This is a genomic window from Ensifer sp. R-19, assembly GCF_049905105.1.
In the GTDB taxonomy this organism is placed as follows: Bacteria; Pseudomonadota; Alphaproteobacteria; order Rhizobiales; family Rhizobiaceae; genus Ensifer.
The window spans coordinates 917,265-940,480 of sequence record NZ_CP184570.1 but is presented as its reverse complement, the minus strand read 5'-3'; the positions used below and the strand labels follow the sequence as shown (position 1 = coordinate 940,480).

19 protein-coding genes are annotated in these 23,216 nt (G+C 62.8%); 10 read left to right on the top strand and 9 right to left on the bottom strand.

Annotated elements, in window-relative coordinates; all coding sequences use genetic code 11:
- Nucleotides 1-90 precede the first annotated feature (90 nt).
- The 3 genes from phnD to ACN9MO_RS23595 all read right to left on the bottom strand — a co-directional run bounded on the left by phnD (nt 91) and on the right by ACN9MO_RS23595 (nt 2,567).
- On the bottom strand, nt 91-996 hold the full coding sequence (gene phnD, locus ACN9MO_RS23605) for a phosphonate ABC transporter substrate-binding protein (RefSeq protein ID WP_113132651.1): 906 nt from the start codon (nt 994-996) through the stop codon (nt 91-93).
- A gap of 88 nt (nt 997-1,084) precedes the next feature.
- Nucleotides 1,085-1,927, bottom strand: a complete 843-nt coding sequence (gene phnC, locus ACN9MO_RS23600; protein ID WP_058324974.1) for a phosphonate ABC transporter ATP-binding protein — start codon at nt 1,925-1,927, stop codon at nt 1,085-1,087.
- 262 nt (nt 1,928-2,189) lie between these two features.
- On the bottom strand, nt 2,190-2,567 hold the full coding sequence (locus ACN9MO_RS23595; protein WP_112996972.1) for a YciI family protein: 378 nt from the start codon (nt 2,565-2,567) through the stop codon (nt 2,190-2,192).
- Nucleotides 2,568-2,992: 425 nt separating this feature from the next.
- Here ACN9MO_RS23595 and ACN9MO_RS23590 point away from each other — a divergent pair, with 425 nt between their 5' ends.
- From ACN9MO_RS23590 to ACN9MO_RS23580, 3 genes are all read left to right on the top strand, one after another.
- On the top strand, nt 2,993-3,820 hold the full coding sequence (locus ACN9MO_RS23590) for a transporter substrate-binding domain-containing protein (RefSeq protein ID WP_112996973.1): 828 nt from the start codon (nt 2,993-2,995) through the stop codon (nt 3,818-3,820).
- 72 nt (nt 3,821-3,892) lie between these two features.
- A complete protein-coding gene (locus ACN9MO_RS23585; RefSeq protein ID WP_113132650.1) occupies nt 3,893-5,173 on the top strand; it encodes an NAD(P)/FAD-dependent oxidoreductase in 1,281 nt (426 codons plus the stop codon).
- A gap of 17 nt (nt 5,174-5,190) precedes the next feature.
- Nucleotides 5,191-6,162 (top strand): amino acid ABC transporter permease, encoded by a 972-nt coding sequence (locus tag ACN9MO_RS23580; RefSeq protein ID WP_112997023.1) that lies wholly within the window; start codon nt 5,191-5,193, stop codon nt 6,160-6,162.
- Between the two features lie 99 nt (nt 6,163-6,261).
- Here the strand turns inward: ACN9MO_RS23580 and ACN9MO_RS23575 are convergent, their stop codons facing one another.
- Nucleotides 6,262-7,074 (bottom strand): PfkB family carbohydrate kinase, encoded by an 813-nt coding sequence (locus ACN9MO_RS23575; protein WP_113132649.1) that lies wholly within the window; start codon nt 7,072-7,074, stop codon nt 6,262-6,264.
- 84 nt (nt 7,075-7,158) lie between these two features.
- Nucleotides 7,159-8,172, bottom strand: a complete 1,014-nt coding sequence (locus tag ACN9MO_RS23570; protein ID WP_112996976.1) for an SIS domain-containing protein — start codon at nt 8,170-8,172, stop codon at nt 7,159-7,161.
- Between the two features lie 239 nt (nt 8,173-8,411).
- Between ACN9MO_RS23570 and ACN9MO_RS23565 the strand changes: the two genes are divergently transcribed.
- Nucleotides 8,412-9,143 (top strand): GntR family transcriptional regulator, encoded by a 732-nt coding sequence (locus tag ACN9MO_RS23565; protein WP_057249142.1) that lies wholly within the window; start codon nt 8,412-8,414, stop codon nt 9,141-9,143.
- Nucleotides 9,144-9,212: 69 nt separating this feature from the next.
- On the opposite strand, the gene ACN9MO_RS23560 is transcribed toward ACN9MO_RS23565, so the two are convergent.
- Both ACN9MO_RS23560 and ACN9MO_RS23555 read right to left on the bottom strand, forming a co-directional pair.
- Nucleotides 9,213-10,340, bottom strand: coding sequence for an NAD(P)/FAD-dependent oxidoreductase (locus tag ACN9MO_RS23560; protein WP_113132648.1), 1,128 nt, complete (start codon nt 10,338-10,340; stop codon nt 9,213-9,215).
- Nucleotides 10,341-10,435: 95 nt separating this feature from the next.
- Nucleotides 10,436-11,389, bottom strand: a complete 954-nt coding sequence (locus tag ACN9MO_RS23555) for a LysR family transcriptional regulator (protein WP_057249140.1) — start codon at nt 11,387-11,389, stop codon at nt 10,436-10,438.
- Between the two features lie 228 nt (nt 11,390-11,617).
- Between ACN9MO_RS23555 and ACN9MO_RS23550 the strand changes: the two genes are divergently transcribed.
- Together ACN9MO_RS23550 and ACN9MO_RS23545 are read left to right on the top strand one after the other, a co-directional pair.
- Nucleotides 11,618-12,805: an acyl-CoA dehydrogenase gene (locus tag ACN9MO_RS23550; RefSeq protein WP_057249139.1), complete on the top strand. Its 1,188-nt coding sequence runs from the start codon at nt 11,618-11,620 to the stop codon at nt 12,803-12,805.
- Nucleotides 12,806-12,816: 11 nt separating this feature from the next.
- Nucleotides 12,817-14,001 (top strand): CaiB/BaiF CoA transferase family protein, encoded by a 1,185-nt coding sequence (locus ACN9MO_RS23545; protein ID WP_113132647.1) that lies wholly within the window; start codon nt 12,817-12,819, stop codon nt 13,999-14,001.
- Between the two features lie 94 nt (nt 14,002-14,095).
- On the opposite strand, the gene htpG is transcribed toward ACN9MO_RS23545, so the two are convergent.
- Nucleotides 14,096-15,985 carry a molecular chaperone HtpG gene (gene htpG, locus ACN9MO_RS23540; RefSeq protein WP_057248543.1) on the bottom strand — a complete coding sequence of 630 codons (1,890 nt, stop codon included), beginning with the start codon at nt 15,983-15,985 and terminating at the stop codon, nt 14,096-14,098.
- A 362-nt stretch (nt 15,986-16,347) separates the two neighbouring features.
- Here htpG and ACN9MO_RS23535 point away from each other — a divergent pair, with 362 nt between their 5' ends.
- Genes ACN9MO_RS23535 through fabI form a run of 4 tightly spaced genes read left to right on the top strand, consistent with a single transcriptional unit; the run spans nt 16,348 to nt 21,541 of the window.
- A complete protein-coding gene (locus tag ACN9MO_RS23535; protein WP_162733618.1) occupies nt 16,348-18,576 on the top strand; it encodes a DUF3141 domain-containing protein in 2,229 nt (742 codons plus the stop codon).
- A gap of 18 nt (nt 18,577-18,594) precedes the next feature.
- Nucleotides 18,595-19,551 (top strand): phosphate acetyltransferase, encoded by a 957-nt coding sequence (locus ACN9MO_RS23530; RefSeq protein ID WP_112996981.1) that lies wholly within the window; start codon nt 18,595-18,597, stop codon nt 19,549-19,551.
- Nucleotides 19,552-19,553: 2 nt separating this feature from the next.
- Nucleotides 19,554-20,738, top strand: a complete 1,185-nt coding sequence (locus ACN9MO_RS23525) for an acetate/propionate family kinase (RefSeq protein ID WP_057248540.1) — start codon at nt 19,554-19,556, stop codon at nt 20,736-20,738.
- A 17-nt stretch (nt 20,739-20,755) separates the two neighbouring features.
- Nucleotides 20,756-21,541, top strand: coding sequence for an enoyl-ACP reductase FabI (gene fabI, locus ACN9MO_RS23520; protein ID WP_113132646.1), 786 nt, complete (start codon nt 20,756-20,758; stop codon nt 21,539-21,541).
- Between the two features lie 31 nt (nt 21,542-21,572).
- Here the strand turns inward: fabI and ACN9MO_RS23515 are convergent, their stop codons facing one another.
- Nucleotides 21,573-23,048 (bottom strand): NAD-dependent succinate-semialdehyde dehydrogenase, encoded by a 1,476-nt coding sequence (locus ACN9MO_RS23515; RefSeq protein ID WP_113132645.1) that lies wholly within the window; start codon nt 23,046-23,048, stop codon nt 21,573-21,575.
- Nucleotides 23,049-23,216 lie beyond the last annotated feature (168 nt).

Sequence of the window (23,216 nt, the reverse complement as noted above, 5' to 3'; positions counted from 1 at the left end):
AGGGTATGGTTGAAGGGCTGGTGTCGAGCACCCTTCAAACAGTGAAACGCTGGCCGTTTGGCGGCCAGCGTTCCCGGAAGATGCGGTCTATCAGCCGCCGATCGTTTCCTTGCGGGCGTCGATGATCGGCTTGTAGAAATCGGAGTTGACTTCGGTGTAGCCGGTGAAGTCACCGCCCTGGATGGCGGAGAAGCAGGCAGCGTCGGTCTTCGGCAGGTCGACCATGAACTGCTTGAACTTCGCCTTCATGTCGTCGTTCATCGAGGTGCGCACGACGATCGGGCCGTTCGGGATCAGCGGCGACTTCCAGAGCTCGACGAGATCGTTCATGTCGAGGATGCCCTTGTCGACCATCTTCTTCAGGTTGCCCGAGGTGTAGCCGTCCTTGAATTCGCCGACGCCGGAGCCGAAGGTCGTGCCGGCATCGAAGGTGCCCTTGACGACTTCGAGAACGAGGTTTTCGTGACCGCCGCCGAAGCCGGTTTCACCGAAGAATTCCTTGACCGGCGCGCCGATCGCTTCCGGCAGGGTGACGAGCGGCACGAGGTAGCCCGAGGTCGAGTCCGGATCGGCGAAGCCGAGCTTCTTGCCCTTCAGGTCTTCGAGCTTGGTGATGCCGGAATCCTTGCGGGCAACCATGATCGAGTGGTAGCCGGTCGAACCGTCGGTCTGAACGGTCGTCAGGATCGGCTCGACGGCGTCAGCCTTGGCGAGGTAGATCTTGGCATAGCCGGAAGCGCCGAGCTCGGCGTAGTCGAGCGTGCCACCGAGCAGGCCCTGGATAACGCCGTCATAGTCGGCAGCCGGGAACAGCGAGACCTTCTCGACGCCGATGGCAGCCGGCAGCTTGTCGACGAGGCACTGGAAGTTGCGCAGGCGGTCGGCTTCGTTTTCGCCGCCGAGAATGCCGATGCGGAATTCCTTGAGGTCTTCAGCCTGAGCGTGGCCGACGAGGGCGAGGAGCGCGACGGCGCCCAGAAGAGCTTTCTTCAGCATAAGGTTCTCCCGTGTGTGTCCGGCTTGGCCGGATCCTATTCGGTTTCAAAGAGGTGCCCTTGACGCGGGCTTTCGATCCTGGCGGGCGTCAGATGCCGGCCAGTGCCAGCGGCTTGAGGCCGGCAGATGCCGTTTCTTCCTGCGGTTCGGCCGCGGGAATGTTGATGCTGGTGGAGGTCATCGACTCCTCGATGCCCGTGTCGGCGCCGTAGATCTCGGCAACCGCTGCCGCCGTCAGATCCTTGGGCTGGCCGTCGAAGACGACGCGGCCATGCGCCATGCCGATGATGCGTTCGCAATAGTTGCGTGCCGTATCGAGGGTGTGGAGATTGGTGATGACCGTGATGCCGTCGCGTTCGTTGATGTCGCGCAATGCGTCCATGACGATCTTGGCGTTCAGCGGGTCGAGCGAGGCGATCGGCTCGTCGGCGAGCAGAACCTTCGGCTGCTGCATTAGCGCGCGGGCGATCGCGACGCGCTGCTGCTGGCCGCCGGAGAGCGTGCCTGCGGGCTGAAGTGCGGTCTGTTCGATGCCGAGGCGCTCGAGCGCGCCGATCGCCATGATGCGTTCTTCGCGGGTGAACATGTTGAGGATGCTGAGCACCGTCGAGCGGTGATTGAGACGACCGAGCAGAACGTTGGTGAGCACGTCGAGGCGCGGTACCAGGTTGAACTGCTGGAAGATCATCGCGCAGTCACGCTGCCAGGTGCGCAGTGCCGCGCCGCGAAGCGACGAAACCTCACTGCCGTCGAAGACGATCGAACCCGAAGACAGGTCGACGAGACGGTTGATCATGCGCAAGAGCGTCGACTTGCCGGCGCCCGAGCGGCCGATCACGCCGACCATTTGACCCTGCGGGATGTCGAAGGTAACCGAACTTACGGCTGTCTTCTTGCCGAACTGGCGGGTTACACTCTTCAACTGAAACATTTCTAGCAGGTCCTCTTTCGGGGAGACCGGTCATCGGTATGACACCTGCCATATCGGCGCTTCATGAAAGCGAAATGTCAGTTTGTTGTAAGTTCTGTTACAGTTCACACCCGCGCGGGCTGGGTTAATCAAAAGTGAACGACATCGCGCCGGTGGGTGCCCGATTGGCCACCTCCCGCAAGATTGCCGCTTGAGATTCGGCTGGATCGAGGGCGGTCGCCAGATCGCGTCCTGGCACAGTAACGCCGTGCGATTCCTGGCTCTACGGTCCAGGCTCCAAGGTTGCCCCCGGAACATAGAGCGCGATCGGTCGGATCTCGTAGATCGCGGTGGGATTGCTGCGCCGCAGGTCGCGTGCCGCTGCGATTGCTGCGTCGAGCGTCGGAAAGTCCACGACGTAGAGGCCAAGGAGATGCTCTTTGGTTTCAGCGAAGGGGCCGTCCGTGACGATGCCTTCGCCCTTGCCCCTCAGCGTCACCGCTCCCTCAGCAGGGCCGAGCCGCGCGGCCGGTCCGAATGATTTCTGCTGAACGAAGCGATCATGCACCTGGAGTAGATCGGACATCAGGGCCGCATCCTCCTCCTCGCTCCAGGATTCGACGACGCCTGCCGTGTGATAAGCCAAGATCGCATAATACATGAACCGTCCTCCCGGACGTATTCCTGTCAGGTTTCGCCGATGGCTTCAATCGGTGTGGCGAGGTTCATGGGTTCAAGGCTACGCTCGAAATCAGGCCCAGGATGCTGCGACCTAACGCTAGGCCCGCGCGGTAATCCGGAAACTGCGCCTTTGAGTTCGCGCGCCGGACCACCGCCTTGTCCTAACGGTTGTCCAAAGTCAGCGACGGCGATGTCTAAGTGTATCTTTCCGGCATGAACGGGTCTCGGTGCAGGAGTGCGCTTCGTTGGCTCATTCATCACGGAGACACATGGTCCCATCACTTCGTTTCATGGAGCGGATGCGCTTCCGCCCTTGACTCATCTTTATCGATCTTTTCTAACTTATGTTGTCAGACATCTTACATAAACGGGAACCCATTGCTGACGTTCAAACAGGAGGAATGCGTGAGGAAACTGGTTCTACAGCTCGCCGTCGGCGCTGCCGCGCTGGCGCTTGCCACCGCCGCGCAGGCAGGCGAGACGCTCGACCGTGTCATGAGCAAGAAGGCGATGGTGGTCGCCACCAATAGCGGGTGGCCGCCGCAGAGCTATCTCGACGACAGCAACCAGCTGGTCGGCTTCGACATCGATGTCTCCCGCGAGATCGGCAAGCGCCTTGGCGTCGAGGTCAGCTTCGAGACGCCGGACTGGGCGACCTTGACCGGCGGCCGCTGGCAGGGACGTTATGACGTCGGCGTCGGCTCCGTCACCCCCACCAAGGCGCGCGCCCAGGTCATCGACTTCGCCGGCATCTATTACTACAGCCCCTATGTCTATGTGCTGCACAAGGACAGCGAGGCGAAGTCTGTCACCGACTTGAACGGCAAGGTCGTCGGCGTTGAAACGGCGACGACATCGGAAGATTTCATTCGCCGGCAGTTGGAAATCGACGCGCCGGGGCTTCCGCCGATCGAATACAAGCTGGAACCGGGCGAGATCCGCACCTTCGCCGACTCCATGCTTCCCTTCGACGACCTGCGCCTCGGCAATGGCGTGCGCCTTGATGCGGTCATCGCGCCGGAACAGACCGCGCTCAACGCCATCAAGAACGGTTATCCGCTCAAGGTGCTTGACGGCGAGTACGCGTTCAAGGAGCCGCTCGTCGTTATCGCAGAAAAGACCGACCCTGAGTGGACGAAGAAGATCGGCGATCTCATCGACGAGATGAAGAAGGACGGCACGCTCGCAAGCTTTACCACCAAGTGGTACGGCAAGGACTACAGCGCCGACTGAGTTGGACAAGTCTGTGCGGCGGCAGTTCATGCCGCCCGCAACCCTTAATCGCTGTCTGCAGAGCGAGAGAACATGTCCTATCCCGACACCTACTACAAAAATACGATGGTCGACCGGAAGGTCAGACCAGTGCTTTCGGAAACCATCGAATGTGACACGGTCGTTGTCGGCGGTGGGCTTGCTGGTCTGACAACGGCGCTTCAGCTCGCACGCGCCGGGCAGTCGGTTGTGGTGCTCGAGGCCGAGAGTATCGGCTTCGGGGCTTCCGGTCGAAATGGCGGCTTCGTCAGCCCCGGTTTTGCGACCGGTGGCGAGAATATTGCTCGAATGGCCGGTGCCGAGGGGGCGCGGCAGATCCACCGCCTGTCGATCGAAGGCGTGGATTTTGTTCGCGATACGATCGCGGCGCTGAAGATCGAGAGCGCGCATGCGCAGCCCGGCATCACCAGCGTGCTGCGCTATGACGACGACGGCAGCATGAAGGCACATGCCGACGCGATGCGCCGAAACTACGGATATGAATTGGAATACTTCGACACCGATCATATTCGCGCGGTGCTGAAGTCGAAGCGCTATTTCCAGGGTCTGCGCGATCCCAAGGCCTTCCACATGCACCCGCTCAACTACCTTCGTGCGGTGGCAGAAGAGATCGAGCGGCTGGGTGGGCGGATCTACGAAGGCTCGGCGGCAACGGCGAGCATGCTCGATGGGGCCGAGAAGACGGTGTCGACCGCTGGCGGCCGCGTCAAGGCCCGCCAGGTCGTCTTCACGACCGGCGGCTATACCGGCGCGCTCAACGGCCGGCTGCAGCGGGCGTTCCTGCCGATCGCCACCTATGTGATGCTGAGCGAAGAAGCGCCGGACCTGATCCGTTCTGCCATCGCCACCCGCGACGCGATCGGCGACAACCGCCGCGCCGGGGACTATTACCGGCTGGTGGATGGGGGCAAGCGACTGCTTTGGGGCGGGCGGATCACCACGCGGGCAGCTTCGCCGGCGGCCCTTGCGGCCGAATTGCGGCGCGAGATGACAGGCACCTATCCGCAACTCAAGGAACTGAAGACCGAACTCGCCTGGTCTGGGCTGATGTCCTATGCACGCCACCTGATGCCCCAGATCGGCGAGATGCGGCCGGGTGTCTGGCATTGCACCGCCTTTGGCGGCCACGGGCTCAACACCACGGCGATCGGCGGCAAGCTGGTGGCCGAAGGCATTCTCGGACAGTCCGAGCGCTACAAGCTCTTCCGGCCGTTCGGTCTGGTCTGGGCCGGCGGCTATGCCGGGCTGGCGGTTGCTCAACTCACCTACTGGAAACTGCAGGCACAGGACTGGTGGCGCGAGCGCGCGGCCTGAACGCCGGAGATTTTGAGATGATTGGTCGTCTGATACTGACTTATCCGGATGTCGCGCGACGGTCCGGCATGTTTCTCATGCTGGCGCTCGTCACGCTGGCGATCTACGGGCTCGGCATCAGCCCCGCCTGGATTGGGCATCTGCTGCCGACTTCGGCAGGGTGGCTGGAAGCCAATCCAGCGCTCGGCCGGTTGGTCAGCGCCTTGATGGTCGCGCTGATCGCGGTAGCGAACTGGAAGGCTTTGCGGCAATTGCCGCGTAGCGGACAGGTGATCGGCGTCTGGGTCGAGCTCTTCGTCCTGCTGATGCTGTTTTTCTACTCGTTCGATCTGTCCTTCGCCTTCATCGCCAAGAAGATCGGCTACCTGGTCTCCCAGGGCGTCGTCACGACGCTCTATATCTCGGTGATCTCGATCGCGATCGCCACCCTCATCGCGCTGGTCGGGGCAATTGCGAAGCTGTCGAAGAACGGCGTGATCTACGGTCTCGCGACCTTCTACACCTCGCTCTTCCGCGGTCTGCCGTTGTTGATGCAGATCTACATCATCTACCTCGGCCTGCCGCAGGTCGGCTACGTCATCGGCGCGGTGCCGGCGGGCATCCTGGCGCTGTCGCTCTGCTATGGCGCCTATATGACAGAGATCTTCCGGGCCGGGATCGAGAGCATCCCGCGCGGCCAGACGGAAGGCGCGACCGCACTCGGGCTTAGCCCGAGCCAGACGATGGCGCTGGTGATCATGCCGCAGGCGATGCGCGTCATCGTCCCGCCGACCGGCAACCAGTTCATCGCCATGCTGAAGGACTCTTCGCTCGTCTCCGTCGTCGGCGTCTGGGAGATCATGTATCTCGCCCGCACTCAAGGGCAAACCGAGTTCCGGCACATCGAGATGCTGATCACCGCCTCGATGATCTACTGGATCCTGTCGATCGGTCTTGAGTTTCTGCAGTCGCGTGTCGAGGCCCGCTTCGGGCGCTTCGATGTCCGCTGAGTACGGCGCACGCGAATTTCTTGGGGTGGAAAGCCTGAAGACGCCCGCCATTTACCCGGCCCATTGTTGAGCTGGGTCGGGTGAGGCGGGCTCGTCTTGTTACAGGGTGTGCGGCTGTTGCGGAAACCCGCCGACATGGGTGCAGGTGCGCGCAGCGAGGTCGCGCCCGGCCTCCAGTCGCTCGATCAGCGGGCGGCCTTCGAGATGAGCCAGAATGAACCCGGCGATAAAGCTGTCGCCCGCGCCGGTGGTGTCGACGACATCCACAGGACGACTGCCGGTCGATACTAGTTCGGTTCCGTCGATTGCGAGCGAGCCGAGGGCGCCTCGCGTGACAACGGCCAGCTTAGCACCGCGAGAGAGGAAGCCATCAGCCAATCGTTCTGCGTCCTGATCGCCGTCGCCGCCGGACCCGAAGGCGATGTTGAGGCCCTCCACGCCAAGGTCGGCGGGGGCGGCGTTGACGGAGACATCCTGCGAGACGCTGACGCCCTCGGCTGCAAGTGCCCGGCGCAGCGCGCCGCCGTCGTCGAGCCAGCCGATATGCACGTGATCCATGGTCTTCAGGAGAGCGAGGTCTTCCGCGTCGGGTCGGTAGCCGGCACAGGCGCCGAAATCCTCATAGAGGAAGACACGGTCGCCATCCGGCGTGATGCCGATGTCGGTATAGGCGGTGTTGACGTCGCGCTCCTTGAGGCCGTCAAGCCGCACGCCGTTCTGCTCGAGAAGCTGCCGCACCTGTGTGCCGTCGCGGTCACGACCGACGGCGCCGAAGTAGAAAGATTGGTGTCCGAGAAGCGCCAACTGCACGGCGACATTGATCGCGTTACCACCGACATAGGTTTCCCCGACCGGCGCCTGGAAACGGTCGATGCAATTGTCGCCGACGGCAGCAAGGCGGAAAGTGGTCATGGCGTCTCCTGGCGGGCGCATGGAAAGGTCGCGAACGCGTTTTCGCATCCGCGACCGTCGGGCGAACGATTACGTCTCGAATGCTCAGTAGGCAACGCGCTTGTAGTAGCGCCGCGTCGTCAGCGGGTGATTGCGCATGACCTCCAGGTGGGCACTGATGCGCTCGAGCACCGTTGCAAGCACGATCGGCGAGACGAGACCGCGCACGTCGGGAGAAAGGCCGGGGAGGGTAAACTCCGCCGTGTCGAGCACGGTGAGCTTGCTTGTGTAGCTAGGCACGAAGTTCTGAACGCGCTCGGCGAGCGGACGCATCGCATCTTCGCCCTTGAACAGGACGACGCTGACGTCCTGTTCGACCAGTTCGAGCGTTCCATGGAAGAAGTCGGAGGCATGCACCGGACGGGTGCGGATCCACTGCATCTCCTCGAGAATGCACATGCCGTAGTAGAAGGCTTCCGGCCACACGTTCCCGGCGCCGGTGATGATATGATAGTCGGAGCCGGCAAGAACCTTCGCGAAATCCTCTGCTCGGGGTTCGAAGCTTCGCTTCACCTCCAGCAGCGCCTGCGGCAGCGTTTCGAGTTCACCCACAATCCGCTCGTAATTTTCGAGTTCCCCGCGGTGGCGCATGATCGAAAGCGCAATGAACAGCGATTGCAGAAAGAAGGACTCGCAGGAGGTGTCGTCTTCGGCGAAATTGACGAAGACGTGGTCTCCGCCATGGCCGAGTGGCGTGTCCCGATGCCCGACCAGCGTCAATACCGTCGCGCCAACCGCTTTTGCCTTCTCGAGCAGCGCCACGCTTTCCTTCGTGGTGCCGGAGAGGGAGGGAATGACCACGATGGACCTGGAATTCAGGTTTGCCGATCCGGAAAGGACGAGCTCTGCCGGCATGTCGATAAAGGTGGTAAAGCGGGACTGGCGCTGAAGAAGCTGGGCTGCCGGCTGCATCAGGATGGCGGCGCCTCCCGTTCCCGTGAAAAAGATGTTCTCCGCGCCGGCGGCGAGACAAGCCGCGATGGTGGTGTCCAGTTGCTGGCGCAGTGCGCCAGCGCCCGACTGGATGCGAAGAAATCTCTGTTCGTCGAAGTTCAGCATGGCACGCTTTCCCGGTGATTGCCTCGGTCGGCGGTCATGGCGTCCGCCGTTCTCCTTAATGTTGTAAGACAACTGACAACAATGCGAAGCGGTGTCAAGAGAGATATCTCGCCAGCACCGCTGCACCTCGCGACGTACGCCGAGTACCAGCGAAAATCCGGTTGGCCGGAGGCGCACTTGACCTTCCAGAATTTGTCAGACAAGAACATCCTTGTGATTGTTCAACGGAGTGAGAGGAATTGGACGAACCCCTTCGTGATACGCGCACACTGGTCATTCAGCTCCGCGACCGCATCGCGGATCTGATTCGCGACGAAGGGCTCAATCCCGGCGACAAACTGCCAACCGAGGCGCAGTTGACGCAGCGCTTCAAGATCTCGCGTCCGGCGCTGCGCGAAGCGCTGAAGCTGCTCGAGCAGGACAGCATCATCTATGTCGAGCACGGCCGGGGACGGTTCGTCTCGGCGATGTCCGCCGTGCAGGTCGATCGCCCGATCACGGTCTTCGAAAGCGTCACGGACATGGCCCGGCACTATGGCTACGCCACGGCCAACAAGGTTCTTTCGGTGGCGGAGGAAGCACCCGACGCCACCACAGCTGAGCAGTTGCGGCTGCAGCCGGGCGAGCGGGTGATCCGTCTCGAACGGCTGCGGCTGCACAAGGACGAGCCGATCCTCTATTGCGTCGACTTCATCCCGCGCAGCATCATCCCGTTGCGCCTTTATGATGTCGATTGGACCGGTTCACTGCTCGATCTGCTGGACCAGCACAGGAGCAGGCCCAGGATGTCGGCCGCGATCGTCTCCGCCGTCATGCTTCCCGATGATGTGGTGGAGCGCAACGACCTGCGCGATTTCGGGCCGGCACTGCTGATCCGCGAGACCTGTTTCAATGCGGCCGGCTTGCCGGTGGTCTACGCGCTCGACTATCACCGCGGCAGCCATTTTTCCTTCAGCCTGGCGCGCAAGTGATCCGGCCGACGGTCTAGACTTGTCGGCAAATGGTCCGTGAACGGTGTCGGGCGGCGGCGAGCGGCCGTGTCACTTCTCCAGGCGTGTCGGGCTGAACTTCGAGGGATCGAGACCGACCGCCTCGAAGCCGTCCGGTGTTGTGGTACCGATGACGAGGTTCGCGGCGAGTGCGCCGAGCGCCGGTGAGGTCAGAATGCCGTAGCCGCCCTGGCCGGCGAGCCAGAAGAAATCCGGTCGGTCGCGGGCAAAGCCGATGACCGGCAACTTGTCGGGCGAGAAGCTGCGCATGCCGGCCCAGCTCTTGAAGATGCGGCGAACCGGTAGGGTCGTTGCCTCTTCGATGTAGTGCGCCGCCCAGGCGACGTCGATTTCCTCGGGCTGGACGTCGGCCGGCTCGCAAGGGGTGGCGTCGGCGGGCGAGGCGAGCAGCCGCCCACCCTCGGGCTTCATGTAGAAGTCTTCATCGATCTCGTTGATCTCCGGCAAGGTGAGCGCATCGATGCCTTCGGGGAGATCGACGGTGATCGCCGTGCGGCGATGCGGCACGATACCGACGGGGGCGACGCCGAACAGGTCCGCAACCGGATCGGCCCAACCGCCGGCGGCATTGACGATCGTCTTTGCGCCGACATCGCCGGCACTGGTCGTGAGCACCCAGCGATCGCCATCCCGACGTGGCGCCAGTACGTCCGAGCGTTCGACGATTGTGGCGCCATGCCGGCGGGCGCCCCTGACGTAACCCTGAACGAGGTTCTCGACTTCGATGTCCCAGAAATGCGGATCGTAATAGGCCGCGGCAACGTAGTCCCGCCGGAGAATAGGCACCCGTGCGATAACTTCGTCGACGGTCAGCCTTTGGATCTCGGCATTGGCGCGACTTTCCTCGGCGAAGACCTCTTCGAAGCGATCAGCCTTCTCGGCGTTGGCGATCATGACGCCGCCGCGCTGCTTGAGCAGCGCCACTTCGGAAAACCCCTCAGGCGGTTTGTCGAAGAAGGACTTGGAGATGGCCGCGAGCGCACAGACTTCCGGCGTGTTGTAGCGCAGCACGAATTCTGCGGCCGAGCGGCCGGTGCTGTGATAGCCGAGCCCTTCCTCCCGCTCGATCACCACCACGGAGCGATGTGGTGCCAGGAAATAGGCGAGTGACAGGCCGGCGATCCCGCCGCCAATGATCGCCACATCGTAGTCCCGCATGTCCTGCCTCCATTGGTTGTTGGCGGGACCATAGGCAAGCTGCCATCCGCGTTCAAATTTATAACCGGAAAGGTGGCTATCAATTCTGATGATGGTCAGGCTATCTCGTCGAGACAGTGGTCGAGGGGCTCGGTATCGGCGACATGGGAAAGAAAAGCAGCTTCCGCCGGATTGAGGATCGCGTTCGGGTTGGAAATGCGAAAGACGTCGGTCGTCGGCAGGTCGGTGTAGGGCGGCAACTGCCAGAGTTCGCCCTCTGCAACGGCTGGCGCCGCCAGGTGGTCGGGCAGCATGCCGATGCCGACATTGGAGGCGATCAGCCGCATCACCTCTTCGACATTGCAGGAGACGGCGCGGACCTGCTGGCCGAAAGACCCGACGGCACGCACCGCGGTCACCGAGTTCATGTGCTGCCCGCCAAGCACGTCGGCGATGAAGGCGATATAGGGATTGCCCCTGAGATCGTTGAAGTCGACGCCTTGAACGCCGAACAGCGGATGATCGCGGCCGCAGTAGAGCGCGTAGCGTTCGCGTACATGGAAGCGTTTGTTGAGCCAGTCGGGTATGTTGCCGTCGCAAAGGCCGATGGTCGCGACGTTTCGCTCGACGGCGCTTAGAACGTCCACCGTCGTCGCGACGGTGACCGATAGCGTCACCTTTGGGTGCAGACGGAAGAAACTTTCGAGCTTGCGGTCCCAGGCAGGGTTGTGGGCGTGGCTGACGGAGTGGATGTTGAGGTGGCCGGTGATCTCTTCGCCGGCAATCTCCAGAACGTTCGGCAGCCGGATCACGGCGGCGAAGATATCGCGGCATTGGGCATGCAGGCGGGCGCCGGCATCCGTCAGGTTGAAGCGCCCGGGGCGGCGGTCGATGAGCTTCTGGCCAACGGTCTGCTCCAATCGCTTCAACGCCATGCTGACAGCCGGCTGCTGCAGGAGCAGACGGTTTGCGGCGGCCGTGATGCTGCCTTCCTCGACCAGCACGACGAAGGTGCGCAGCAGATTCCAGTCGAGATTGTGGGCGAAGCGTTCGAGGCGGTCATTGGCCATGGTCGTGGCTTGCTTTGATCTCTGGCGTTGCACTGGCCATTCGCTCCACGGTGGTGGCCCGAAGGACTTGAGTTCTTGTCGTCATATTTCAGCGATTTTGCAACACGGGGTGCTCCCGGTCGGACGCGGGGCCATTCCCTGAACGCATGAGGCGGTGCCTCAATTTCGTTTGAAACGGCATGCACCCCTTGCGATAACATGAGCCGAATAATCCGATGGGAGAGAAACATGGCCGGCAAGACGCAATTTCAATGGGATGATCCGTTCCTCCTCGAAGATCAGTTGACCGAGGACGAACGTATGATCCGCGACACCGCGCGGGCCTATGCGCAAGACCGGCTGCAGCCGCGCGTCATCGACGCCTATCGCGAAGAATCGACCGATCCGGAGATCTTCCGCGAGATGGGCGAGCTCGGCCTGCTCGGTGTGACCGTCTCCGATACCTATGGCGGCGTCGGCGCTTCTTACGTCGCCTACGGCCTCGTCGCGCGCGAAGTCGAGCGCGTCGACAGCGGCTACCGCTCGATGATGAGCGTGCAGTCTTCGCTGGTGATCTACCCGATCTATGCCTATGGCTCTGAAGAGCAGAAGCAGAAGTATCTCCCGAAGCTCATCAGCGGCGAGTGGATCGGCTGCTTCGGCCTGACCGAGCCGGATGCCGGCTCGGACCCGGCCGGCATGAAGACCCGCGCCATCAAGACGGAGAGCGGCTACCGCCTCGTCGGCTCGAAGATGTGGATCTCCAACGCGCCGCTCGCCGATGTTTTCGTCGTCTGGGCGAAGTCGGAAGCCCATGGCGGCGCTATCCGCGGCTTCGTGCTCGAAAAGGGCATGAAGGGTCTTTCGGCGCCGAAGATTGCCGGCAAGCTGTCGCTGCGGGCCTCGATCACCGGCGAAATCGTCATGGACAATGTCGAGGTCGGCGAAGACGCGCTTCTGCCAAACGTCGAGGGCCTGAAGGGTCCGTTCGGCTGCCTCAACCGCGCCCGCTACGGCATTTCCTGGGGTGCGCTCGGTGCCGCCGAGTTCTGCTGGCATGCCGCGCGCCAGTATGGCCTCGACCGCAAGCAGTTCAACCGTCCGCTGGCACAGACCCAGCTCTTCCAGAAGAAGCTTGCCGACATGCAGACGGAGATCACGCTCGGCCTGCAGGGCTCGCTGCGTGTCGGCCGCCTGATGGACGAGGGCCGCATGGCCCCGGAAATGATCTCCATCGTCAAGCGCAACAATTGCGGCAAGGCGCTCGATATCGCCCGAATGGCCCGCGACATGCATGGCGGCAACGGCATCTCCGAGGAATACCAGGTCATGCGCCACATGGTGAACCTCGAGACCGTCAACACCTACGAGGGTACGCATGACGTCCATGCGCTGATCCTCGGCCGCGCCCAGACCGGCCTCCAGGCCTTCTTCTGAGCGGCACGATCATGGAAGCGCCGCTGAAGGGCATTCGTGTCCTGGAACTGGCCCGCATTCTCGCGGGCCCCTGGATCGGCCAGACGCTGGCCGATCTCGGTGCCGACGTCATCAAGGTGGAAAGCCCGGCCGGCGACGACACCCGCACCTGGGGCCCGCCCTTCGTCGCGGGCGAGGATGGCGAGACGCTCGACGCCGCCTATTTCCACGCCTGCAACCGCGGCAAGCGCTCGGTCGTGCTGGATTTCACCACGGAGGAGGGGCAGGAGGCCGTGCGCCGCCTTGCCGCCCAGTCGGATGTCCTGCTCGAAAACTTCAAGGTCGGCGGGCTCACCAAGTATGGTCTCGACTACGAGAGCCTGAAGAAGATCAATCCGAAGCTGATCTATTGCTCGGTCACGGGCTTTGGCCAGGACGGTCCCTATGCCCACCGCGCCGGCTACGACTACATCGTCCAGGGCATGAGCGGCATCATGGACCTGACCGGTGAGCCCGATCGCGAGCCGCAGAAGATCGGCGTTGCCTTCGCCGATATCTTCACCGGTCTCTACGGTGTAATTGCCGTCCAGGCGGCGCTTGCCCAGCGCGAGCGCACCGGCGAGGGACAGCAGATCGACATGGCACTGCTCGACTGCATGACCGGCGTTCTTGCCAACCAGGCGCTGAACTTCCTGGTCTCCGGCAAGGCGCCGCGCCGGCTCGGCAATGCGCACCCGAACATAGCGCCCTATCAGGTCTTCCCGACCTCCGACGGTCATCTGATCGTTGCGGTCGGCAATGATCGGCAGTTCGTGAAGTTCTGCACATTGCTCGACCGAGCCGATCTCGCGACCGACGAACGTTATCGGACCAACGCGCTTCGCGTGCAGAACCGCGACATGCTGACGCCTGAACTGGCAGCCGAAACCGCGAAAATCGAGCGCGACACGCTCTTGAAGTTGCTGGAAGATGCCGGCGTGCCCGGCGGGCCGATCAATACCGTTGCCGATGTTTTCGCCGATCCGCAGATCGAGCATCGGCAGATGCGGGTGGACACGCCGCATCCGGGCGCTGCCGCCGGCACCTCGCCGGGTGTCAGGACACCGATCCGCTTTTCGGCGGCCGAGCTTGCGCTGGACCGCGGCGTACCGCGGCTTGGAGAGCACACCGAGGAGGTGTTGGCAGAGATCGGGATGCAGGTCCCGAAGGCGGGCTAACGTAAGGTGACGCCCCGAAGGCGCTTGTTAAGACACCACCTGAGAAAATAGCAAAAAGCCCCGGAAATCCTGGAGATTTCCGGGGCTTTTCGTTTTAGGCCTTGAGTGCGCGGTTGAAGACGCGCGACAGCCGTTCGGCAAAAGCGCGCGGATCCTGCGGCTTGTCGCCATCGAGCACGCGCGCCTGGTCGAGCAGGAGTTGTACGGCGTCAGTCCGGAACGCGATATCGCCGGCGGGGCTGGCAGCCATCGCGGCGATCAGTGCGTGGTTCGGGTTGACTTCGAGGATCGGCTTGGCCGCATCGTCGAGACGGCCGGCGCCTTGCAGCATCTTTTCGAGCTGGCGATCGGGACCGTGCTCCGGCGCGACCAGGCAGACGGCGCTTTCCGTCAGCCGGTCGGACGTGCGAACATCGGAGACCGCCGCGCCGAGTGTTTCCTTGGCGAAGGCAACGAAATCGATGACCAGCTGGCTGGCCTTCGGCGCTTCTTCCTTGTCGCCTTCAGACTTGGCGATATTGCTGAGATCAGCCGCCCCTTGGGTGATCGACTTCAGCGGCTTGCCGTCGAAGTCCGGAGCCGAGGTCACCCAGAAGCTATCGACCGGATCGGTCAAGAGCAGCACTTCGATGCCGCGGGCGCGGAAACCTTCGAGCTGCGGCGAGGCCTTGAGCTGGCCGAGATTGTCGCCCGTCAGATAATAGATCGCCGACTGGCCTTCCTTCATGTCCTTGACGTAGTCGGCGAGGCTGCGCTGGCCCTCATCCGAGGTGGTGGTACGGAAGCGTGACAGAGCGATCAATTGTTCGCGGCGCTCGTAGTCCTCGTAGATGCCTTCCTTCAGCACGCTGCCGAAGTTTTCCCAAACTTTGTCGAAGGTCTCCGGCTCGCTTTCCGCCAGCTTCTCGATTGCGGTCAGCACGCGGTTGGTGACACCCTTGCGGATACTCGCGAGCAGCGGGCTTTCCTGGATCATTTCGCGCGAGACGTTGAGCGGCAGGTCCGAGGTGTCGACGAGGCCGCGCACGAAGCGTAGGTAGCGCGGCAGCAATTCCGCCTCGTCGGTGATGAAGACGCGTTTGACGTAGAGCTTCATCCGGCCCTTGCGGTCCGGGTCGAAGAGGTCGAAGGGCTTCGAGCCGGGCACGAAGGCAAGTGCGGTATATTCGTGACGGCCTTCGGCGCGGAAATGCACCGTGAGGGCCGGATCGTCATACTGCCCGGCGACGCCACGATAGAAGTCGGTGTACTCTTCCTTGCTGATCTCGCTCTTCTGCTTGGTCCAGAGGGCGGTGCCGTCGCCGACGGAAACCGGCTCGGCCCCGGGCTTCTCGACGACCGAGATCGGCACCGGCACATGGCCGGACTGATCCTTGACGATGCGCTCGACCGTCCAGCGCGAGGTGTAGGTCTTAGCATCCTCCATCAGATGGAGCGTGATGCGCGTGCCGCGCGCGGGGGCATCGGCGAGTTCGGCGGCAGCGACGGTGTAGCTGCCCTTGCCGTCGGAAGACCACAGCCAGGCGTGTTCGGAACCGGCGCGGCGCGACACGACATCGACCTTGTCGGCGACCATGAAGGCGGAATAGAAGCCGACGCCGAACTGACCGATAAGCTGTGCGCCTTCCTTGCCCTGGGCGGCCTCGATGCGCTCCATGAAGGCCCGCGTGCCCGAGCGGGCGATCGTGCCGAGCGCTTCGACCAGTTCATCACGGCTCATGCCGATGCCGTTGTCGTCGACGACGAGACGGCTGTTTTCCTCATCGAGCGTCAGCGTGATGCGCGGGGTGGGGTCTCCGGCAAGAAGCTCAGGCGAGACGATCGCTTCGTAGCGCAGCTTTTCGCAGGCGTCCGCGGCGTTCGAAATCAGTTCGCGGAGGAAGACGTTCTTGTCGGAATAGACCGAATGCACCATCAAATGGAGCAGTCGCGCCACATCGGCTTCGAAGACATGTTTCTCTACGGACATTTCGGTTTCGCTCATCGCCTTGGCAACTCCTTGTGCTTTGCGCCCCAATTGGCAAGCTGCGTCCACAATTTCAAGGGTCGTCTTGCGTGGTACCCATTTCTGTATGATGCTGCACTGCGAAGGAACGCTGAAAACTGGCCCACGTATGCTCCTTCCACGGGGTCCAAGGCGACGGTTCGCTACGACGACAAATCGCCGTAACACTCCACTGTTATGCTCCTGCGACCTGAGCAGACGTTCTTGGGTCACCTATGTCGAGTTCATACCGCGGCTCTGCCACCCGTCTCTTTGACTAAAGTCAATGCGAGACGAATTGCATTGTTCTATAGGCTTCAAGCAGCGGGGCCGGCCTTCAATCGCACCGAGGAGTGGACATTATGCCCAAGCATTCCACCATCCCGACAATACCGACAATACCGACAATACCGACATTCGCCGATGCCTATTCCTATTCGCTCGATGCCTGGCAGCGCTCGGTCCTTTTTCTTGACGTGATGCGGCAGCGCGGTGCGCAATATGAGGAGCACCGGACGCAGACCGCTCCGAACGTGCTGGAGTTCGAGGCTCAGCTTGTCCGCGACGGACGCACACTCGCGCGGCCGGTGAACTATGCACTGGTGAGCATCGTTCCTCCCGACGGGGTCGCGATCGATCCGTCGAAGCGCCCCTTCGTCGTTGTCGATCCCCGTGCGGGTCACGGGCCTGGCATCGGTGGTTTCAAGGCAGACAGCGAGATCGGCGTGGCGATGAAGGCCGGCCATCCCTGCTATTTCATCGGCTTCCTTCCTGATCCGGTCCCCGGGCAGACGATCGAGGATATTGCTCTTGCCGAGGCCATGTTCCTCGAAACCGTCATCGCTCGCCATCCGGATGCTGACGGCAAGCCCTGCGTGATCGGCAATTGCCAGGCGGGCTGGGCCGTGATGATCGTTGCTGCGCTCAGGCCGGAACTCTTTGGTCCGATTATCATTGCTGGAGCACCGCTTTCCTACTGGGCCGGCGTCAAAGGGCAAAACCCGATGCGCTATTCCGGCGGGCTCCTCGGCGGCAGCTGGCTGACGGCGCTGACCGGCGATCTAGGCGCCGGCGTCTTCGACGGCGCCTGGCTGGTTCAGAATTTCGAGAACCAGAACCCGGCCAACACGCTTTGGACCAAACAATACAATCTCTATTCGAAGATCGACACGGAGGCCGCCCGCTACCTCGGCTTCGAGCGCTGGTGGGGCGGGCACGTGACGCTGAATGCCGAGGAAATGCAGTTCATCGTCGATGAGCTGTTCGTCGGCAACAAGCTTGCGGCCGGCGAAATCCGAACGTCCGATGGCACGGCGATCGATCTGCGCAACATCCGTTCGCCGATCGTCGTATTCTGCTCGAAAGGGGATAACATCACCCCGCCGCAGCAGGCGCTCGACTGGATCCTCGATCTTTACGACAGCGTCGACGAGATCCGCGCCTACGGCCAAACGATCGTCTATACCATCCACGAGACCGTCGGACATCTCGGCATCTTCGTGTCCGCCGGGGTCGCGCGGAAGGAGCATGACGAATTCGCGTCCAACATCGACCTGATCGACGTGTTGCCGCCCGGCCTGTATGAGGCCGTGCTGACGCCGGCAGCCGGTGTGGACGAGGGACGCGAACTTCTCTCTGGTGAATGGCTGATGCGTTGTGAGGCGCGGACGTTGGAGGACATCCGTGCGCTTGGCGGCAACGATATCGAGGATGAGCGGCGTTTCGCTGCCGCGGCGAAACTGTCGGAAGTCAATCTGGCGCTCTACCGCACCTATCTGCAGCCGGCGGTGAAGGCGGCGGTGACTCCGCCTGTGGCCGAAGCCATGCGCAGCATGCATCCCCTGCGCCTGCAGTATGCACTGTTCGGCCCGGACAATCCCTTCATGGCCTGGACGGCGGCTCTTGCAGAACAAGTGCGACAAAACCGCGAACCTGCGGCTTTAAACAATCCGTTCATTGCGTGGCAGGAGGCGCTGTCGCAGCAGGTGGTGGACGGCCTGGATGCCTGGCGACGGATGACGGAGTACGTGTCCGAGCAAACCTTCCACACAGTTTACGGCGCCCCGGCTCTTCAGGCGGCACTCGGTGTGGATGCCGCCCATGCTCCGCGCAAGGCAGCAAAGAGCCTGCTGCATCAGGAACTTGTTGACGCGCGGATCGCAGACCTTAGGGCCAGGATGGCGGAGGGTGGCACTTGCGAAGGTCTCGCCCGAGCGCTGATCTTCGTCGGCATGGCGCGAGGCGGTGCCGACGAACGCGGCTTTGAGGCGGTTCGGCGACTTCGACGCGCTCACCCGGATGCCAAGCAACTGGATCTCGCCACATTCAAAGCAGTGCTTCGGGAGCAGTATTTCATGCTGCTGATCGACGAGGATGCTGCCCTTGCGGCGCTTCCAAATCTGCTGCCCGAAGCGATCGAGGAGCGTCGCACCGCCTTCACTGCTCTTCGCGAGGTCCTCGATGCCTCCGGCGCGCTGACGGGTCTTGCGGCCGAGCGGCTGCAACGGGTGGCGGCGATGTTCCGGCTGGACAGCGAGCCTCCGGTGGCGATTAATGCTGGCAAGGCCGTCCGCAATCGTGCCGCATCCTGATCGAGAAGGAGCTTCGACATGTCCGAGGCAACCGCACTGCCGCTTGAGCAGTCCAAATACGATCTGCTGATTGCCACCGCGCGAGACGAAACGCCGGCGGTCACCATCGTCGCGCACCCTTGCGACGAAACCTCGCTGCGTGGCGCACTTGAGGCGGCCGAGACGGGACTGATCAAGCCCGTGCTCGTCGGCCCGGAAGCGAAGATCCGCAGCGTCGCTGCCGAACACCGGCTCGACCTCGGTAGCTACGAGATCGTCGACGTGCCGCACAGCCATGCGGCGGCGGCGAAAGCGGTGGCGATGATCCGCGAGGGCCTCGGCGAACTGCTGATGAAGGGCAGCCTGCATACGGACGAGCTGATGCGCGAGGTTGCTGCCTCCGCAACGGGACTCAGGACCGATCGGCGGATCAGCCATGTCTTCATCATGGATGTGCCGGGCCATGCCGAGACGCTGTTCATCACCGATGCTGCCATCAACATCTTCCCGGATCTCGAGGCCAAGCGCGACATCGTGCAGAACGCCATCGATCTTTGGGTCACGATCGGTCTTGGCGAGCCGCGCGTCGCCATTCTTTCGGCTGTCGAGACCGTGACGACGAAGATCCCATCGACGATCGAGGCGGCAGCACTTTGCAAGATGGCCGAGCGCGGCCAGATCACCGGCGGCCTGCTCGAAGGCCCGCTTGCCTTCGACAATGCGATCGACCCGGAGGCAGCACATATCAAGGGCATAAAGTCTCCCGTTGCCGGCCGGGCGCAGATCCTGGTGGTACCCGATCTTGAGGCCGGCAATATGCTGGCGAAGAATCTCACCTTCCTGTCCCATGCCGACGCCGCCGGCATCGTCCTTGGCGCCCGCGTGCCGATCGTGCTGACGTCGCGGGCGGACTCCGTGCGCACGCGTCTTGCCTCCTGTGCCGTGGCCTCGCTCTACGCGGCGCGGCGGCGGGCGACGCAAGTCGCGGCGGTGTAGCCATGGACGCGCTCCTCGTCGTCAACGCCGGATCGTCCAGCCTGAAGTTTCAGGTTTTCGGGATCACGGATGCCGGTCTAGAACGCCGGGTGAAGGGGCAGATCGGGGGCATCGGCACGCGTCCGCGCCTTCAGGCGAAGGCGGCCGACGGAACTGTGCTGATCGATCGAAACTACGAAGCCGACGTCGTCTCCGATTTGCCGGCGGCCATCGCGGCGGCGCGGGACTGGCTGTTGACCCTTCAGGGCTTCACCCTGCGTGCGGTTGGCCACCGGGTGGTGCATGGCGGGCCCGACTATGCCGAGCCGGTGCTCATCGACGCGACAGTGCTGGATCGTCTGGCGAGTTACCAAGATCTCGCGCCGCTGCACCAGCCCAACAACCTCGCGCCGATCCGCCAGGCCATGGCGATCAATCCGGATGTGCCGCAGGTCGCCTGTTTCGATACCGCCTTCCATCACGGCCACCCGAAAGAGGTGAACTGCTACGCCATGCCGCGCAGCTTCTATGACGAAGGCGTTCGGCGCTATGGCTTTCACGGCCTCTCCTACGAATACATTTCGGAGCGCCTGCGCGACGTGGCGCCGGAGGTGGCGGGTGGCCGTGTCATCGTTGCGCATCTCGGCAGTGGCGCCTCGATGTGCGCCCTCAACAACGGCCACAGCATCGAGAGCACCATGGGCTTCACCGCGCTCGACGGCTTGCCGATGGGAACGCGGCCTGGCCAGCTCGATCCGGGCGTCGTGCTTTACCTGATCCTCCAGCGCGGCATGAGTGCCCAGGCCGTTTCGGATCTGCTCTATCATGAGGCAGGTCTGAAGGGGCTCTCCGGTGTGTCGAACGATATGCGCGATCTTCTCGCAAGCGAGGACCCGCATGCCAAACTCGCGATCGATCACTTCCTCTATCGCAGCGGGCTCAATGCCGGGATGCTTGCGGCCGCGCTCGGCGGCATCGACGCTTTCGTCTTCACGGCGGGCGTCGGCGAGAACTCCGCTCAGATCCGTGCCCGCATCGCGGACAACCTCACCTGGCTCGGCGCGGAACTCGATCCGGCCGCGAACGAGGCGGGTGCCACGCTGATCTCCACGCCTTCAAGCCGCGTCGCGCTCTACGTCATCCCAACCGACGAGGAACTGATGATCGCGCGCCACACGCTGGCGCTCCTTCGAACTCGTGCAGCCTGATCCATCGGAGACAATCCATGTCCATTCCTGTCGCCAAGGCCAAACTTCTGGATGGCCGCAAAGGTCTGATCGTTGGCATTGCCAACGATCGGTCGATCGCCTGGGGCTGCGCCCGCGCCTTTCGCGCCTTCGGGGCGGAAGTGGCCGTCACCTATCTGAACGACAAGGCAAAGCCCTATGTGGAACCGTTGGCGCGTGAAATCGAAGCGCCGCTGTTCTTGCCGCTCGACGTGGCCGTTCCGGGCCAGATGGAAGCCGTGTTCGAGGAGATCGACAAGACCTGGGGGGAGCTCGATTTCCTCGTGCACTCGATCGCCTTTTCGCCGAAGGATACGCTCGGCGGCCGCGTGGTCGACGTGCCGCGCGAGGGGTTCCTCAAGACCATGGACATCTCCTGCTGGTCATTCATCCGCATGGCGCATCTGGCCGAGCCGCTGATGAAGAATGGCGGCACGCTCTTTACCATGACCTATCACGGCTCACAGGTGGTGGTAGAAAACTACAACATCATGGGTGTGGCCAAGGCGGCGCTTGAAAGTGCGGTCCGCTATCTGGCAGCCGAGCTCGGCCCCAAGGGCATCCGCGTCCACGCGATCTCGCCGGGGGCGCTTGCGACGCGCGCCGCTTCCGGTATCCCGGAATTCGACGCGCTGCTCGAAAAAACGAAGGTCAAGTCGCCGTCGCGCGAACTCGTCGATATCGACGATGTCGGCGTTGCGACGGCCTTTCTGGCGCATGACGCCGCCCGGCTGATAACGGGCCAAGTGCTCTATGTCGACGGTGGCTACCACATCATCGACTAGCTGCTGGCTGGCCGGCCGGTGCCTGCACGGGTCAGATGTTGCCCATGCAGAGATATTTCATCTCGAGATAGTCTTCGAGCCCGTGGCGGGAGCCTTCGCGGCCGATGCCCGATTGCTTGATACCGCCGAAGGGAGCGGCTTCCGAGGACATGCGGCCGGTGTTGATGCCGACCATGCCGTATTCCAGAGCCTCGGCCACATGCCAGACACGCTTCAGGTTCTCGGCGTAGAAATAGGCGGCAAGCCCATAGATCGTGTCGTTGGCTTCGGCGATCACCTGCTCGGCCGTCTCGAAGCGGATGATCGGAGCGATCGGGCCGAAGGTTTCTTCCTGCGCGACCCGCATGTCGGTCGAGATGCCGGTCAGGACGGTCGGCTCGAAGAAGGTGCCTGACGCGCCGATTCTGTGGCCGCCAGCGCGCACCTTGGCACCCTTGGAAACGGCGTCGGTGACATGGGCCTCGATCTTCTCGATCGCATGCTTGTCGATCATCGGGCCGATGGTGATGCCCGGGGTGAAGCCGTCGCCGACGGTGAGCTCGGCAACTCGGCTGACAAATTTCTCGGCAAAGGCGTCATGCACGCCGGACTGCACATAGATGCGGTTGGCCGAGACGCAGGTCTGGCCGGCATTGCGGAATTTCGCCTGGATGGCGCCGTCCACAGCCTCGTCGATGTCGGCGTCGTCGAAGACGATGAAAGGGGCGTTGCCGCCAAGCTCCAGGCTGACCTTCTTGATCTGGTCGGAGCATTGCCGCATCAAAAGCCGCCCGACCTCGGTCGAGCCTGTGAAGCTGATCTTGCGCACCTTCGGGTTGCTGCAGAGCTCGCGGCCGATCGCGGCACCTTCCGAGGCATAGAGCAGGTTGACGACGCCCGTAGGGAAACCGGCCTTTTCGGCGAGCACGAACATGGCGCCGGCAACGAGCGGGGTCTGCTCGGCGGGCTTCAAGACGATGGTGCAGCCGGCGGCAAGGGCCGGCGAGATCTTGCGGGCGACCATCGAAGCCGGGAAGTTCCACGGCGTGATGGTGCCGACGACGCCGACCGGTTGCTTGATGACAAGCATGCGGCGGTCGTTGGCCGGTGCCGGGAAGGTCTCGCCATAGATGCGCTTCGCCTCTTCCGCGTACCATTCGACATAGGCCGCGGCGTGCAGCACCTCGCCCTTCGATTCCGCAATCGGCTTGCCCATCTCGGCGGTCAGGATCGCGGCGAGATCGTCGGCATGTTCCACGATCAGGTCATGCCAGCGCCGGAGCACCGCGCTTCTGTCCTTGGCGGGTTTTGCCGCCCAGAGAACCTGGGCCTCTGCCGCGGCTTCGATCGCCCCATGCGCCTCTTCGATCCCCATGTCCGGAAGGGTCGCCAGCAGCTCACCGGTCGAGGGGTTGAAAACGTCGAAGGTTGCGCCGGTCCAGCCTGCGGCGGCATGTGCAATGTTGTGTAGCGGCGCGAACAGTTCGGCGGCGCGCAGGTGCTTGGTCAAGGCGGGGGTCAAGGTCATTGGCGGGCATCCTCCGGCGATGGTCCGCCGGGAGGCGGCAGACCCGCTTTTGCTTGTTATTGCGGGTGCCGATCGACGTCGGCACCCGAGCTTCACGCGTCTGAATAGACGCGCTAAGTCGCTGTAGCACTTTGAATTGCTGCATAATTTTGTCCTCAAGTCGATCCC